The organism is Neisseria dentiae (genome assembly GCF_024580525.1).
Taxonomy (GTDB): Bacteria; Pseudomonadota; Gammaproteobacteria; order Burkholderiales; family Neisseriaceae; genus Neisseria; species Neisseria dentiae_A.
The window spans coordinates 1-15,814 of the sequence record NZ_JANIKQ010000003.1; the positions used below are offsets into that span (position 1 = coordinate 1).

The following is a 15,814-nucleotide window of genomic DNA, read 5'->3' on the forward strand; positions in this document are numbered from 1 at the left end:
ATAGGATTTGTTGTAACGCTTTGCCTGTTTTTTGAGTTTCTCTTCGATTTCCCGCTCAACTTTAGCCAGGCGTTTCATGCCGTATTTGGCTTGTTTAAAGCGGTTGTTGGTGCTTTTTTGCGGGGTGAGTAGCCGCAACCGGGCTGCTTTGAGTATGCGGTAAATCGTTACTCTGCTGACACGGTATTGTTGTGCCAACGAAGTTACACTGATTTTGTCTTGTGTATAAGCGCGCCAAATGGCCTGGCGGTTATGCGGGGTTAGCCGGGTATTTTTATGGATGTTCATGCAGTATTGTCTTTCAAATACTGTAAACAACGCTAGCTTTTCCTACACTTATAACCCCATCATGTTCCAACCCCTTCGCGAAAGCCGCCCCGACAAATGAGCCACACCGTTCACCTGCAATTCGAAAACATCGACAACGCCGTGCTGCAACGCCTTTGCGGCGCGCTTGATGCCAACCTGAACACTCTTGCCCGCGCACTCGATATCCAAATCAGCCGCCGCTTTTCCGACTTCACCTTTTTGGGCGAACTGGCCCACGCAGGCCGCCGCGCACTGCTTTCGCTGGCGGACACCGCCGAAAACCGCGATTTGGAAGACAGCGATATCCAGCTTGCCGCCGTCGAAGCCAAAACCGCCGATGCCGGCCACCAAGAAAAACACCACGACCAACAATACTATCTGCGCACCAAGCGCGGCAGCATAGGCGGGCGCACGCCGCGCCAAAACGGCTATATCCGCGCCCTGCTCAATCACGACGTGGTGTTCGGCTTAGGCCCCGCCGGCACCGGCAAAACCTATCTGGCCGTGGCCGCCGCCGTCGATGCGATGGAAAAACACCAAATCGAGCGCATCGTTTTGGTGCGCCCGGCGGTGGAAGCCGGCGAAAAACTCGGCTTTCTGCCCGGCGATTTGGCGCAGAAAGTCGACCCCTACCTGCGCCCGCTCTACGACGCGCTTTACGATTTGATGGGGTTCGACCGCGTAACCAAACTCTTGGAAAAAGGCCTAATCGAAATCGCCCCGCTGGCCTATATGCGCGGGCGCACGCTCAACGGTGCCTATGTGATTCTCGACGAAGCGCAAAACACCACGCCCGAGCAGATGAAGATGTTTTTAACCCGCATCGGCTTCGGCGCCAAAGCCGTTATCACCGGCGACTTGAGCCAGATCGACCTGCCGCGCAACATCAAATCGGGCCTGAAAGACGCCAAAGAAAAACTCGCGGGCATCGAGGGCCTGTATTTCCACACCTTTACCAGTGAAGACGTGGTGCGCCACCCGCTGGTGCAGAAAATCGTGGAAGCCTACGATGCGGCGGACGAACGGGAAGAAAAAGCCGCAAAAGCCGGACACTGATGCCGCACCGACAACGGTTTCCTCCCGCGTTTTACAACCATGCCCCTTTATCTTTTCAGACGGCATCAGGCCGTCTGAAAAGATAACGGCAAACCGACACGACACACCATGCAAAACCTACATTTCCCCCTGAATTTCACCTTTAAAATCCTCACCCCGTCCAACGATTTTTCGGTGATGAACGCGCAAGGCGAAACGGTGGCCTACACCCACCAGAAGATTTTCAAAATCAAAGAATCCATCGAAATCTTCCGCGACGGCAGCCGCAGCGAACGGCTCTACACCATCAAAGCCGACCACATCATCGACTTCAACGCCAACTACACCGTGCGCAACGCGCAAGACCAGGTTATCGGCCAAATCAAACGTTCGGGCATGAAATCGCTGTGGCAGACCAGCTTCACCATCATGGATGCACAAGGCCAAACGCGCTACACCATGCGCGAAAAGAACCCGTGGGTGGCGGTGCTCGACGGCATCGTCGGCGAAATCCCGATTATCGGCATGCTCACCGGCTATTTCTTCAACCCCGGCTACGGCGTTACCGCACCCGACGGACGCGAAGTGTTTGTGCTGCGCAAACAGCCTTCGTTTTTCGAACGCAGGTTCAGCCTGGAAAAAACCGGCCCTGCAAGTGCGGAAGACGACGTTTTGGTGTTGAACGCCGCCATGATGCTGATGCTGCTGGAGCGCGGCGACGGCTAAACTTACCGCGAAACAACCGCAGCCTGAACAGGCCGTCTGAAGATTTTTCAGACGGCCTGTAATCTTTTCATGCCCGCACCGGTTGATATTTTTTAAAACATCATGCTCCGTCTTTTCTTAAAGTTCCTTTTCTTTCAAACCGTTATTTCCATTTTCTGAACCGAATCAGCTTATCCCATTCTTTTCCCAATCAAGTATTGTCAACAATTTTCAAATAAATTGTTGACAATATTTTTTATGATTGTTTACAATTTAACAAAACAATACATTATAAATTTCAGCCGTATGAATTTTTTTGATTGTTTTTCAAGGCGTTAAAACCGGATTATTTCCACAACATAAACACAGCGGGGTTAAACACCGCCGCATCCGAAAACCAACCGGAGAGATTTATGAAAGCACTCCCCTGTTTTATTTTGTCTTCCCTCTGCTCGGCGCTGCTGCTGGGCGGCTGCGGCCCGCAAGCAAAAGAGCAGCCCGCCGCCACTTCGGGCACGGCGGTCGCGCAAAATGCGGGCGGCACGATTAAGGTCGGGGTGCTGCACTCTTTGAGCGGCACGATGGCGATTTCGGAATCGGTGCTGAAAGACACGGTGCTGATGCTGGTTGCCGAGCAAAACGCCAAAGGCGGCCTGTTGGGCAAAAAGCTGGTGCCGGTGGTGGAAGACCCGGCTTCCAACTGGCCGATGTTCGCCGAAAAAGCGCGCAAGCTGCTGGCGCAAGACAAAGTGGCGGTGGTGTTCGGCGGCTGGACTTCGGTGTCGCGCAAATCAATGCTGCCGGTGTTTGAAGAATTGAACGGAATCCTGTTTTACCCCGTGCAATGGGAGGGGCAGGAAAGCAGCAAAAACATTTTCTACACGGGCGCAACGCCCAACCAGCAGGCTTTGCCGGCGGTGGATTACCTGCTGGCCAAAGGGGTGAAGCGTTTCGCGCTCTTGGGCACCGATTATGTGTATCCGCGCACGGCCAACAAAATCCTTGCGGCCTATCTGAAATCGAAAGGCGTGGCTGAAGCCGACATCATGGTCAACTACACGCCGTTCGGCCAGTCCGACTGGCAGTCTATCGTTTCCGACGTGAAAAAATTCGGCAGCACCGGCAAGAAAACGGCGGTGGTGTCCACCGTTAACGGCGATGCCAACGTGCCTTTCTATAAAGAGCTGGCCAACCAGCGCATCACACCCGACTTTATTCCGGTGGTGGCGTTTTCGGTGGGCGAACAAGAGCTGACCGGCATCGACACCAAGCCCTTAATCGGCCATTTGGCGGCATGGAACTATTTCGAAAGCGTGGATACGCCTGCCAATGCGGCGTTTATCAAATCTTGGCGCGACTTCAAAGGCGACAAAAACGCCGTTACCAACGACCCGATGGAAGCCACCAAAATCGGTTTCGATATGTGGGTGAAAGCGGTGGAAAAAGCCGGCACTACCGACAGCGAAGCGGTACAGCGCGCCTTAATCGGCGTGGAAGTGCCCAACCTCACCGGCGGCAAAGCCAAAATGCTGGCCAACCACATGATTGCCAAACCCGTGTTAATCGGCGAAATCCACACCGACGACCAATTCGACGTGGTGGCGCAAACGCCCGAAGTGAACGGCGAAGCGTGGTCGGGGCTGCTGCCCGAATCGAAAAACCTGATTGCCGACTGGACGCCGCCGCTCAACTGCGGCGCCTACGACAAGGTTGCAAAAAAATGCACGTCGGGCGCGCGCTAAACATTCCGCACCGTCTTTGCCGTTTTATCCGCGCAGGCCGTCTGAACGCCTTGCCGCATTTTCAGACGGCCTAACCGCCCCCATTCCGTTTAAAAGAAAAAGGAACTGTCCGCCATGAAGCCTTTGATTTTCATCAAACAACTATTGGCAGCCGTCATATTGTGCACGGCGATGCTGCCGAACGCCATGGCCGAACCCGCCCCGGCGGCAACCGCCGCTGCACCTGCCCAGGCGGCAACTCTCAACGATGTCTTAAACCGCCTCGCCGCTGCCGATTTCGACGGCAAACTTGCCGCCATGCAGCAGGTGGTGCGTTTCAAGCACCCCCGTCAAGCGCAGATTCTGCAAGCCTTAACCGAAGGCCGCCTGTATGCCGCCGGCGGTTCGTTTTATGAAAAAACGCTTAACGGCGGCGAAGAGCGTTTCGCCCCCGTCGAACGCCCCGAAGCGGCGGGCGCGCGGCCGGCCGGCGCCAAACGAGTGGTCATCGACAACAATGTGCGCCTGTGGATCAGAACCTATAACGCCGAAAACGCGCTGCGCTCGCCCGACGCCGATACCCGCGAAGCGGCCATGAAAACCCTGCTGCAAACCAGCGGCACACCCGCGCTCGACAAAGTGAAAAGCGCGCTGCCAAACGAAACCTCGGCCACCGTGCGCAGCATGATGGAGAGCTATATAGCCCGCGCCGATTTGGAAAGCGGTGATTTAATCCGCCATGTGCATGCCGTCGAGCTGCTGCGGCAGCACGCTTCGCCCGACAATCTGGCGGTTCTGGAGCAATACGCCGCCCACGCGCCCACGCCCGCGCTGAAAGGGCAGGCCGTGCAGGCCGCCGCCTCGGTGGAAACCAAGCTCTCGCTGCTGCAAGGCGCTGAAACTTTCAGCTTCGGCTTGAGTTTAGGCTCGGTGTTGGTGTTAACCGCCATTGGTTTGGCGATTACCTTCGGCGTGATGGGCGTGATCAATATGGCACACGGCGAGTTGATGATGATCGGGGCTTACTGCGCCTATGTGGTGCAGCTGCTGATGCCCAACCATATCGGTGCTTCGGTATTGGTGGCGGTGCCGGCAGCGTTTGTGGTGAGCGGTTTGGTGGGGATTTTGATTGAGCGGCTGGTGGTGCGCCATCTGTATGGCCGCCCGCTGGAAACGCTGCTGGCCACATTCGGTATCAGCCTGATTCTGCAACAGGCGGTACGCAGCATTTTCTCGCCGCTCAACCGCATGGTGCAAACGCCCGATTGGATGAGCGGCTCGCTCGAAATCGTTAACGGCCTCTCTATCACTTGGAACCGCATCTATATCTTCTTTTTCTGCCTCGCCTGCTTCTTGGCGCTGTGGGCGGTGATGAAACGCACCCGCTTGGGCTTGGAAGTGCGCGCGGTGTCGATGAACCGCAATATGGCGCGCGCGGTGGGCATCAGCGACCGCAAAGTGGATATGCTCACTTTCGGCTTAGGCTCGGGCATCGCCGGTGTGGCCGGCGTGGCGCTGTCGCAACTGGCCAACGTCGGCCCCAACCTCGGCCAGCAATACATCGTCGACTCGTTTATGGTGGTGGTGGTCGGCGGCGTGAGCAACCTGTGGGGCACGCTGGTTTCCGGCCTGATGCTGGGCGTGTTGAACAAAATGATGGAGCCGTGGCTGGGCGCGGTATTGGCCAAAGCCGTGATGCTGGTGGTGATTATCCTGTTTATCCAAAAATTTCCGCGCGGCCTGTTTCCGCAGAAAGGCAGAGGTGTCGAATGAATTCCGTCATCTTAAACACATTCCAACGCGAACCGCTTTTGGGCAGGCTGACGCTGGGTTTTCTGGTGTTGCTGCTGATTATTGTGCCCATCGGCAACCTTGTGATGCCGTCTGAAAGCCTGCTGCATATTTCCACCTACACCGTTACCCTGCTGGGCAAATACTTATGCTACGCGCTGCTGGCGCTGGCCTTGGATCTGGCTTGGGGCTATTTGGGCATACTCAGCCTCGGCCACGGCGCGTTTTTCGCCTTGGGCGGCTACGCGATGGGCATGTATCTCACCCGCGCCGGCGGCGTGCCCGGCAGCCTTCCTGATTTTATGGTGTTTCTCGGCTGGAGCGAATTGCCGTGGTTTTGGAGCGGCTCGGAATATTTCGCTTGGGCGCTCGTGATGATGTTGTTCGCCCCCGGCCTGCTGGCGTTTGTTATCGGCGGCCTGTGTTTCCGCTCGCGCGTTTCCGGCGTTTACCTTTCCATCATCACCCAAGCCATGACTTATGCGTTGATGCTGGCGTTTTACCTGAACGAAACCGGCTTCGGCGGCAACAATGGTCTCACCGGTTTCAAAACCCTGCTCGGTTTCAACCTCACCGCCGATGCCACCCGCGTCGCCTTGTTTGCCATCACCGGCATCGTCATCTTAGCGGTATACGCCTTCTTGCGCAGTGTGATGAACACACGCTTGGGCAAGCTGATTATTGCCACCCGCGATGCCGAAATGCGCGTGCGTTTTGTGGGCTTCCGCGTCGAACACATCAAACTTGCGGTGTTCGTGTTTTCCGCCATGCTCGCCGGCGTGGCCGGTGCCTTGTATGTGCCGCAGGTGGGCATCATCAACCCGAGCGAATTTGCGCCGCTGATGTCGATTGAAATCATCGTGTGGGTGGCCTTGGGCGGCCGCGCCACGCTTTACGGCGCGATTATCGGCGCGTTTGCGGTGAACTATGCCAAAACCTGGCTCACCGCCGCCCTGCCCGATGCCTGGTTGTTCTTCTTGGGCGCGCTGTTTGTGTTGGTTACCATCTTCCTGAAAGACGGCATCGCCGGTCTTGTCGCCCGCAAACGCGCCGCCAAACCCGAAGGACCCGACCAACCCGCCGCCGCACAGGAGGGCGCCGCATGAAAGCCAAAGCCAACCGCAACCGTTTCGACAACCTGCACATCGACAACAAATACATTCTCTATATGGAAGATGTGTCGGTGAGTTTCGACGGCTTCAAAGCCATCAACAACCTCAACCTCTATATCGACAAAGGCGAGTTGCGCTGCATCATCGGCCCCAACGGCGCGGGCAAATCGACCATGATGGACATCATCACCGGCAAAACCCGCCCCGACACCGGCGACGTGTGGCTCGGCCAGCGCTACAACCTGCTGGAAATGAGCGAAGCCGAAATCGCCCGCGCGGGCGTGGGGCGCAAATTCCAAACGCCCACCGTGTTCGAATCGCTCAGCGTGTACGACAACCTGTCGCTGGCCGCCGCCGGCAGCAAAAGCGTGTTCGGCGCGCTGTTCGGCAAAGGCCGCAAACTGACCGGCGAACAAAACGACCTGCTCGACAGCGTGTTGCAGACCATCGGCCTCACCGCCACCCGCAGCCGCGACGCCGGCGTGTTGTCGCACGGCCAAAAGCAATGGCTGGAAATCGGCATGCTGCTGATGCAGAAGCCCAAGCTGCTGTTAATCGACGAACCCGTTACCGGCATGACCCACGGCGAAATCGAGCGCACCGCCGAACTGCTCACCTCGCTGGCGGGCGAACAGGCCATCGCCGTGATTGAGCACGATATGGAATTCGTGCGCAAAATCGCCCGCAAAGTAACCGTGCTGCATCAGGGCAGTATTCTTGCCGAAGGCAGCCTGAGCGAAGTGCAGAACAACCAACAAGTGATTGATGTGTATCTGGGCGGCGGCCAAAAAGCAGCTTAAACAATGCCTGTCTGAAAAAATATTTCAGACAGGCATCGGCAGACTGTAAACCGCAAACCAAGCCATCAGGCCGTCTGAAAACCTTTCAGACGGCCTCCGAAAGGAAAACCATGTTAAGCGTAAAAAACCTCAACCAATACTATGGCCAAAGCCACATCCTGCACGACATCAGCTTCACCGCGCCCGAAAAACAATGCACCTGCATCATCGGCCGCAACGGCGTGGGCAAAACCACCCTGCTCAAATCCATCATGGGCCAAGTGGCCGCCAAAGCCGAGCAACTTTCCTACGACGGCACCGACCTGCTCAAACAGCGCGCCGAAAAACGCCCCTATTTGGGCATTGCCTATGTGCCGCAGGGGCGGCAGATCTTTTCGCAATTAAGCGTGGAAGACAACCTCAGAATCAGCCTGCCGGTTTACCGCAAACGCACGGGCGAACGCAGCGCCGATGTGCCCGAGATGATTTACGAGCTGTTCCCCGTGCTTTATGACATGAAACAGCGGCGCGGCGGCGACCTCTCCGGCGGCCAGCAGCAACAGCTCGCCATCGGTCGCGCACTGATACTCAACCCCAGCCTGCTGATTCTCGACGAACCCACCGAAGGCATCCAGCCCAATATCGTCGACGACATCACCCGCGTGATCCGCCGCCTCAATCAGGAATGGGGGCTGACCGTATTAATCGTCGAGCAGAAACTCAATCTGATCAAACTGCTGGCCGACCACTTCGTACTGCTCGAGCGCGGTCATTGCGTGGCGCAGGGCGAAGGCAGCGAACTCACCGAAGAGTTGATTCAGCAATATTTGAGTGTATAAGCCGCACCCTAATCATTTTTTCAGACAGGCAGAGGCCGTCTGAAAACCAATCAATACAAGGAAACCCCATGCACCTTACCAGCCGCGAACAAGAAAAACTGATGCTGTTTCTCGCCGGAGAGCTGGCCGCCAAACGACGCGCGCGCGGCCTGAAGCTCAACTATCCCGAAGCCGTGGCCTATATTTCCAGCCACCTTCAGGAAGCCGCCCGCGACGGCATGAGCGTGGCCGAACTGATGAACTACGGCGCCACCCTCTTGGGCATTAACGACGTGATGGAAGGCGTGGCCGAGATGGTGCACGAAGTGCAGATCGAAGCCACCTTCCCCGACGGCACCAAACTCGTTACCGTACACCAGCCCATCCGTTAAAGGCCGTCTGAACATGAAGCCCATCCTCATCATCCAAGCCGGCCACACCTTCCCCGAAATCGCCGCCGCGCACGGAGATTTCGACGACATGGTCTACCGCGCCTTAAACGGCAAGCAGCGCAAAACCCGCGTGGTCGACGTTTCGCGCGCCGCCGTCCTGCCCGCCCCGTCAAGCTGCGCCGCCGCCGTGATCACCGGCTCGCACGACATGGTGAGCGACAAAGCCGATTGGAGCGAGCGCACCGCCCGCTGGCTGGCTCAAGCCCACGAACACGGCCTGCCGCTGTTCGGGCTGTGCTACGGCCACCAACTGCTGGCGCACGCGCTCGGCGGCGAAGCGGGCGACAACCCCAACGGCCTCGAAATCGGCACCCAAACCATCGAACGCTTGCCCGCCTGCGACGACGACCCGCTGTTCGCCCCCCTGGGCAGCCGCTTTCCCGCCCACACCGTCCACCGCCAAAGCGCGCTGAAATTACCACCGCAAGCCGTTTTGCTGTGCCGCAACCCGCACGAAGCACACCACGCCTTCCGCTTGGGCAAACACACCTGGGGCGTGCAGTTCCACCCCGAATTCAGCGCCGATGTGATGAACGGCTACCAGCGCCGCCACCACGGCAGGAAGAACGGCGGCGAACCCGCACAAAACACCCCCGAAGCCGCCGCCCTACTGCAACGCTTCGCCGATTATGTATCCAGCGTGCAGGCCGTCTGAAACAACCTTAAAGGACACCCCATGATCCCCGGAGAATACCTCGCCGCCGAAGGCGACATCGCCGCCAACCGCAAGCGTGCCGTGCGCACGCTGACCGTAACCAATCTCGGCGACCGCCCGATACAGGTCGGCTCGCATTACCATTTTTACGAAACCAACCCCGCGCTGTCGTTCGAGCGCGAAGCGGCCAAAGGCTTCCGCCTGAATATCCCCAGCGGCAACGCCGTGCGCTTCGAACCGGGCGAGCAGAAAACGGTGGAATTGGTGTCTTTCGGCGGCGGCCGCATATTAAAAGGCTTCCGCAACGAAACCCGGGGCGCAAGCCTGCCGCCGCTTTCAGACGGCCTCAAAGATGCCGTGCTCACTATTCCCCGCGCGCAATATCTGGCCACCTACGGCCCGACCGTGGGCGACAAAATCCGTTTGGGCGATACGCAGCTCTTCGCCGAAATCGAGCGCGACCTGCTCACCTATGGCGACGAATGCAAATTCGGCGGCGGCAAATCGGTGCGCGACGGCATGGCGCAGTCGGCCGATGCCTGCCGCAGCGATGAAAACGTGCTCGATTTCGTGATTACCAATGTGGTCATCATCGACCATTGGGGCATTGTGAAAGCCGACATCGGCATCCGCGACGGCCGCATCGTCGGCATCGGCCAGGCGGGCAACCCTGACACCATGGACGGCGTTACCCCCAATATGATCATCGGCGCGGCCACCGAAGTGCACAATGGCGCGCACCTGATCGCCACCGCCGGCGGCATCGACACCCATATCCACTATATCTGCCCGCAGCAGATTGCCCATGCGATTGAGAGCGGCGTCACCACCATGATAGGCGGCGGCACCGGCCCGGCCGACGGCACCAACGCCACCACCGTTACCCCCGGCGCGTGGAATATGCGCCGCATGTTGCAGGCCGCCGAAGCCTTTCCGGTGAACCTCGGCTTTTTCGGCAAGGGCAACTGCGCCGACACCGAACCCTTGCGCGAACAAATCCGCGCCGGTGCCTTGGGTTTGAAAATCCACGAAGACTGGGGCGCCACCCCCGCCGTGATCGATGCCGCCCTGAAAGTAGCCGACGAAATGGACGTGCAAGTCGCCATCCACACCGACACCTTAAACGAAAGCGGTTTTCTCGAAGACACCATGCAGGCGATTAACGGCCGCGTGATCCACACCTTCCACACCGAAGGCGCGGGCGGCGGCCACGCACCCGACATCATCAAGGCCGCCATGTATCCCAACGTGCTGCCCGCCTCCACCAACCCCACCCGTCCGTTTACCGTCAACACCATCGCCGAACACCTCGATATGCTGATGGTGTGCCACCACCTCGACAAACGCGTGGCCGAAGACGTGGCCTTCGCCGATTCGCGCATCCGCCCCGAAACCATCGCCGCCGAAGACATTCTGCACGACATGGGCGTGTTTTCCATTATGAGTTCCGACTCGCAGGCGATGGGGCGCGTGGCCGAAGTGGTCATCCGCACCTGGCAGACCGCCGACAAAATGAAACAGCAGCGCGGCCAACTGCCCGAAGAGCGCGGCGACAACGACAATTTCCGCATCAAGCGCTACATCGCCAAATATACCGTCAACCCCGCCATCGCCCACGGCATCAGCCGCCACGTCGGCTCGATCGAAGCGGGCAAACTGGCCGACATCGTGTTGTGGAAACCCGCCTTCTTCGGCGTGAAACCCGAAATCATCATCAAAAACGGCTTCATCAGCTACGCGCGCATGGGCGACCCTAACGCCAGCATCCCCACCCCGCAGCCCGTGGTGTACCGCCCGATGTTCGGCGCGCACGGCAAAGCCGCCGCCGAAACCGCCGTGCTGTTCGTGTCGCAAGCCGCCGCCGAGGCCGACATCCGCACGCAATACGGTTTAAACAAAGCCACTCTGGCGGTGGAAAACTGCCGCAACATCGGCAAAAAAGACTTGATCCACAACAACGGCACGCCAAACATCACGGTTGACCCCGAACGCTACGAAGTGCGCGTTAACGGCGAACACATCACCTGCGAACCGGCGCAAAGCGTGCCCTTGGGACAGCGTTATTTTCTGTTTTAAAAAACGTTTTCAGACAGACATTGCCGCTGCAAATGCCTGTCTGAAAACAGCAAACCATAGAAAACTTAAGAAAAACTACAAGCGTCATACTCGGGCTTGACCCGAGTATCTCGAGTTTCAGCAGGTTTTGAGATACTCGGGTCAAGCCCGAGTACGATGAAGCTGTTACTTAAGAGACCTTTGCAAAACCCCCATCTGCGGCGCATTTCTGCGTTGTGCGCTGCTCGCTCGCTTGCCTATCTATCTGATATGTCTGCGCTCGCTGCGCTGCTACGCCTTGAACTGCATCCACATCCGGGGGTTTTGCAAAGGTCTCTTTAAGATTTAACGATAACGGCGCAACAAGTTGCACCCCAACCCACCTTATTCAAACGGCCTGCCCTACCGAACAGGCCGTCTGAAAGAAAGCACGCCATGAACCTGTTAATCCAAAACATCCTGCCGCCGCAAACCCTGCCCGAGGGCATCGAACGCGACCGCGTTTCCCTGCAATGGTACGAAGCCGACCGCCGCATTCTGCGCAAAACCAGCAACGGCGGGCGCGACATCGCTTTCCGCCTGCTCAAAGAAGGCCAGCGCCTGCACCACGGCGACTTGGTGTTTCTCAACGACAAACTGGCGGTTACCATCGAAATCGAACCCTCCGAAGTGATGGTGCTCTCGCCGCAAACCCTGCCCGAAATGGCGCGCGCCTGCTACGAAATCGGCAACAAACACACACCGCTGTTTCTCGACGGCAACGAACTGTTGCTGCCTTTCGACAAGCCGCTGTTCGAATGGCTCGCCGCCGCCGGTTTTGCGCCCAAGCGCGACACGCGCCGCTTAAACGAACAATTGCGCGCCAATTCCGCGCAAGGCCACGGCCACCACCATCATCATCACGACCACCCGCACGGCCACCATCATGAACACTAAACTGACCGCGCTGTTGCAACTGGCCGACCCCGCCCTGCCCATCGGCGGCTTCAACCATTCGGGCGGCCTCGAAACCTTCGTGCAGCAAGGCGTGGTCGACAATGCAGGCCGTCTGAAAGAATATGTGGCCGTGCAGCTCGAACAAAACTGGGCCTATAACGACGGCGCTTACGTTTCGCTGGCATACGACGCCGCACAGGCCGGCGACTTTGAACGGCTGGCCGAAATCGACCGCCACGCCGTCGCCGCCAAAGCCCCGCGCGAAATCCGCGAAGCCTCGCTCAAACTCGGCGTGCGGCTGCTGAAAATCTTCGCCCGCCGCGAAACCGCCGCCATCGTGCAGCGTTTTCAGACAGGCATGGCGCAACAGGAAGCGCACGGCTGCTATCCCGTCGCCTTCGGCCTGATTGCCGCCGTATTGCAGCAAAACAAAGCCGACGCGCTCGCCGCGTTCTACTACAACGCCGCCGCCGGCGCAGTTACCAACGGCGTGAAACTGATTCCGTTAAGCCAGATGGACGGGCAGGATATTCTCTTCGACCTGCACGAAGCCATCGCGCGCGCCGTCGCCGCCAGCCTGAATCCCGACCCCGAATGGCTGGGCGCCGCCTGCGCCGCCGCCGACATCCGCGCCATGCAGCATGAACGGCTGTACACGCGGCTGTATATGAGTTAATGCCGGCAAACCGCGCCACAGAGGCGTAGGTCGGATTCTTGAATCCGACAAACCATTGAATCAAAAAAATGTCGGATACAAGTATCCGACCTACCGCTGTATATGCGTTCAGGCCGTCTGAAAAGCAGCCTGAAACCGTTTTACCCTATTGATTTGACACCCACTTTCAAGGAAACCGCCATGAAAAAACTGCTTCTTCTGCTTGCCCTCACCGCCGCTACACCCGCCTTTGCCCACCCCGGCCACGGCGACAGCGGCCTGCTCAACGGCATGCTGCACCCGATAACCGGCCCCGACCACATTCTCGCCATGCTCGCCGTCGGCCTGTGGGCGGCTTCGTTCGGCGGTAAAGCGCGCTGGGCGATTCCCGCCGCCTTTGTCGCCATGATGGCCGCCGGCTTCGCCTTCGGCGCAAACGGCGGTGAGATGCCGCTGCTGGAACAAGGCATCGCCGCTTCGGTGTTGGTGATCGGCCTGGCCGCCGCTTGGGCGCAGCGCATTCCCGCCGCCGCAGCCGCCGCAGTAGCCGGCACGTTCGCCCTGTTTCACGGCGTGGCGCACGGCGCGGAGATGCACGGCCACGCCGCTTGGTTTGCGCTCGGCTTTGTCTTGAGCACCGCCGCCCTGCACGCCGCCGGTTTCTTTATCGGTACGGCCTTGCAGAAAAACCTGTGGATCAACCGCGCGGTCGGCACCGCCATCGGCGCAGTCGGTTTGAGCCTGCTGCTGGCTTGATTTCGTTATCGTGAAAAATATAGTGGCTTAAATTCAGCATAAGACAAGGCGACGAAGCCGCAGACAGTACAGGTAGTACGGAACCGATTCTGTTGCCGCTTCAGCGGCTTACAAAATCGTTCTCTTTGAGCTAAGGCGAGGCAACGCTGTATTATGCTGAATTTAAGCCACTATAAAAAAGGAAACCCCATGCGCAACTACATCAAAATCGGCGTGGCCGGCCCGGTGGGCGCGGGCAAAACCGCCTTAATCGAGCGGCTCACCCGCAAAATGGCCGCCGATTACAGCATCGCCGTAATCACCAACGACATCTACACCCGCGAAGACGCCGAATTCCTCACCAAAAACAGCCTGCTGCCGCCCGAACGCATCATGGGCGTGGAAACCGGCGGCTGCCCGCACACCGCCATCCGCGAAGACGCTTCGATGAATCTGGAAGCAGTCGACGAAATGGCGGCGCGTTTCCCCGATGTGGAAATCATCTTTATCGAATCGGGCGGCGACAACCTTTCCGCCACTTTCAGCCCCGATTTGGCCGACGTTACCCTTTTCGTGATCGACGTGGCGCAGGGCGAAAAAATCCCGCGCAAAGGCGGCCCCGGCATCACCCGCTCCGACCTGCTCGTCATCAACAAAACCGACCTCGCCCCCCATGTCGGCGCCAGCCTCGAAGTGATGGAGCGCGACGCCCGCAAAATGCGCGGCAGCCAGCCTTTCGTGTTCACCAACCTGATGAAAGACGAAAATCTCGATGCCGTAATCGGCTGGATTCGGAAATATGCGCTGTTGGAAAATACCGCCGAACCGGCGCAGCTGGTCCGTTAACGGCAAACCGCCCTCAGGTGAGAAAGAATAAGCGGCGGATGAAATCACTTTTCAGACGGCCTAAACGACTTGCAAAAATCTCAGGCCTGATATGGGCAACGCCAACAAACCCAATCGCACGGTGTTACCTGTCATTTGAAACCCAACGGCAACCGCACGCCCTCCCCCGCGGGAGAGGCTATAAGCGGCTCAGGCCGTCTGAAACCTTTCAGACGGCCTGAAAAACCCTTTCTTTTACAAGGTAATTATGCACGCCACACTGTCCCTATCCACTCAATCGCGCAACGGCCGGACCGTGCTGAAAGAATGCTACGCCACCCCGCCGCTGAAGCTGATCGCGCTGCCGCCGCACAAGCACACGCTGCATGCCGTGCAAATGTCGTCTTCGCCCGGCCTGCTGGCAGGCGACGTTATCGACACCAGCATCACGCTGGCCGCGCACACCTCGCTCGCACTCTACACCCAAGCCTTCACCCGCGTGCTGTCGATGAACGCAGGCGGCGCGGCGCGGCAGCATACCCGCATCCGCTTGGCCGAAGGCAGCAGCCTCACCTTTCTGCCGCACCCCTTAGTGCTGCACACCGGCAGCACCCTGCACCAAACCACCGAAATCACATTAGACAACAACACCGAACTGCTCTACGGCGAAATCCTTGCCGCCGGCCGCGTGCGCAACGGCGAAGCGTTCGCGTTCGAGCGGTTGTCGTCCCGCCTCAACATCCGCCACCAAAACTGCCTGCTGCTCACCGACAACATCCAATGGCAGCCCGGCCTCTACCCGCCCGCGCGTATCGGGCAAATGGAACACTACACCCACCAGCTCAACCTGTTTTATGTGCACACCGGCGATGCCGATTTATCGGCACCACTGGAAAACCTGCACCAATGCCTGTCTGAAAACCATGCAGAACACAGCCCCGATTTACTGTGGGGTGTCAGCCGCAGCGCCCCCCGCGCCCTATGCCTGCGCGCACTGGCCGCCGACGCCCAAACCCTGCAAAACCTGCTGCACCTCGCCGTTACCCTGCTTTCACCCCGGCAAGCCCCGCCGTCTTCCGTGTTTTTCCGCTAGGGCGTGTCGTCGACAGGCTTGTGAAGCGGTTTTTTGAGGAAAAATCCGCAGATGCCAGGCAAAAAGCACAGCAAGATTGGACATCTTGCGAGCATTTTAGCTTCGCAAGTCCGCTACGCTACCTAACGCCGCAGATGC

The 15,814-nt window shown here is 58.5% G+C and carries 16 protein-coding genes and 1 pseudogene; 16 read left to right on the forward strand and 1 reads right to left on the reverse strand.

All coding sequences use genetic code 11. The annotated features are described in order from the left end of the window. Positions 1–288, reverse strand: a pseudogene (locus tag NQ012_RS02785) (leucine zipper domain-containing protein); the annotation flags it as partial. Between the two features lie 96 nt (positions 289–384). Between NQ012_RS02785 and NQ012_RS02790 the strand changes: the two are divergent. The 16 genes from NQ012_RS02790 to NQ012_RS02865 all read left to right on the forward strand — a co-directional run bounded on the left by NQ012_RS02790 (position 385) and on the right by NQ012_RS02865 (position 15,676). Next, the gene (locus NQ012_RS02790) at positions 385–1,365 is read left to right on the forward strand and encodes a PhoH family protein (protein WP_257066028.1); all 981 of its coding nucleotides are present in this window, start codon (positions 385–387) and stop codon (positions 1,363–1,365) included. A gap of 108 nt (positions 1,366–1,473) precedes the next feature. Then, positions 1,474–2,070, forward strand: a complete 597-nt coding sequence (locus tag NQ012_RS02795; protein ID WP_257066029.1) for a hypothetical protein — start codon at positions 1,474–1,476, stop codon at positions 2,068–2,070. Between the two features lie 392 nt (positions 2,071–2,462). Then, a complete protein-coding gene (gene urtA, locus NQ012_RS02800) occupies positions 2,463–3,791 on the forward strand; it encodes an urea ABC transporter substrate-binding protein (RefSeq protein WP_257066031.1) in 1,329 nt (442 codons plus the stop codon). Positions 3,792–3,905: 114 nt separating this feature from the next. Beyond that, a complete protein-coding gene (gene urtB, locus NQ012_RS02805) occupies positions 3,906–5,543 on the forward strand; it encodes an urea ABC transporter permease subunit UrtB (protein WP_257066032.1) in 1,638 nt (545 codons plus the stop codon). Further along, a complete protein-coding gene (gene urtC, locus NQ012_RS02810; protein WP_257066033.1) occupies positions 5,540–6,667 on the forward strand; it encodes an urea ABC transporter permease subunit UrtC in 1,128 nt (375 codons plus the stop codon). The genes urtB and urtC overlap by 4 nt, the downstream gene beginning before the upstream one ends. After that, complete coding sequence (urtD, locus tag NQ012_RS02815; RefSeq protein ID WP_257066034.1) at positions 6,664–7,473, forward strand: urea ABC transporter ATP-binding protein UrtD; 810 nt, start codon at positions 6,664–6,666, stop codon at positions 7,471–7,473. Before urtC ends, urtD begins: the two co-directional genes overlap by 4 nt. 110 nt (positions 7,474–7,583) lie before the next feature. Then, positions 7,584–8,291 carry an urea ABC transporter ATP-binding subunit UrtE gene (gene urtE, locus NQ012_RS02820; protein ID WP_257066035.1) on the forward strand — a complete coding sequence of 236 codons (708 nt, stop codon included), beginning with the start codon at positions 7,584–7,586 and terminating at the stop codon, positions 8,289–8,291. Between the two features lie 68 nt (positions 8,292–8,359). After that, the gene (gene ureA / locus NQ012_RS02825; RefSeq protein ID WP_257066037.1) at positions 8,360–8,662 is read left to right on the forward strand and encodes an urease subunit gamma; all 303 of its coding nucleotides are present in this window, start codon (positions 8,360–8,362) and stop codon (positions 8,660–8,662) included. Positions 8,663–8,675: 13 nt separating this feature from the next. After that, entirely contained in the window at positions 8,676–9,377 is a 702-nt protein-coding gene (locus NQ012_RS02830) for a glutamine amidotransferase (protein WP_257066038.1), read from the forward strand. Between the two features lie 21 nt (positions 9,378–9,398). Continuing rightward, positions 9,399–11,453, forward strand: coding sequence for an urease subunit alpha (gene ureC / locus NQ012_RS02835; RefSeq protein ID WP_257066039.1), 2,055 nt, complete (start codon positions 9,399–9,401; stop codon positions 11,451–11,453). Between the two features lie 156 nt (positions 11,454–11,609). Continuing rightward, positions 11,610–11,774: a lipoprotein signal peptidase gene (locus NQ012_RS02840; protein WP_257066040.1), complete on the forward strand. Its 165-nt coding sequence runs from the start codon at positions 11,610–11,612 to the stop codon at positions 11,772–11,774. A 93-nt stretch (positions 11,775–11,867) separates the two neighbouring features. After that, positions 11,868–12,368, forward strand: coding sequence for an urease accessory protein UreE (gene ureE / locus NQ012_RS02845; RefSeq protein ID WP_257066041.1), 501 nt, complete (start codon positions 11,868–11,870; stop codon positions 12,366–12,368). Continuing rightward, on the forward strand, positions 12,358–13,044 hold the full coding sequence (locus NQ012_RS02850) for an urease accessory protein UreF (protein ID WP_257066042.1): 687 nt from the start codon (positions 12,358–12,360) through the stop codon (positions 13,042–13,044). The genes ureE and NQ012_RS02850 overlap by 11 nt, the downstream gene beginning before the upstream one ends. Before the next feature lie 180 nt (positions 13,045–13,224). Then, complete coding sequence (locus NQ012_RS02855) at positions 13,225–13,779, forward strand: HupE/UreJ family protein (RefSeq protein WP_257066043.1); 555 nt, start codon at positions 13,225–13,227, stop codon at positions 13,777–13,779. 189 nt (positions 13,780–13,968) lie between these two features. Continuing rightward, entirely contained in the window at positions 13,969–14,604 is a 636-nt protein-coding gene (gene ureG / locus NQ012_RS02860; protein WP_257066044.1) for an urease accessory protein UreG, read from the forward strand. Positions 14,605–14,851: 247 nt separating this feature from the next. Then, positions 14,852–15,676, forward strand: a complete 825-nt coding sequence (locus tag NQ012_RS02865; protein WP_257066045.1) for an urease accessory protein UreD — start codon at positions 14,852–14,854, stop codon at positions 15,674–15,676. Positions 15,677–15,814 lie beyond the last annotated feature (138 nt).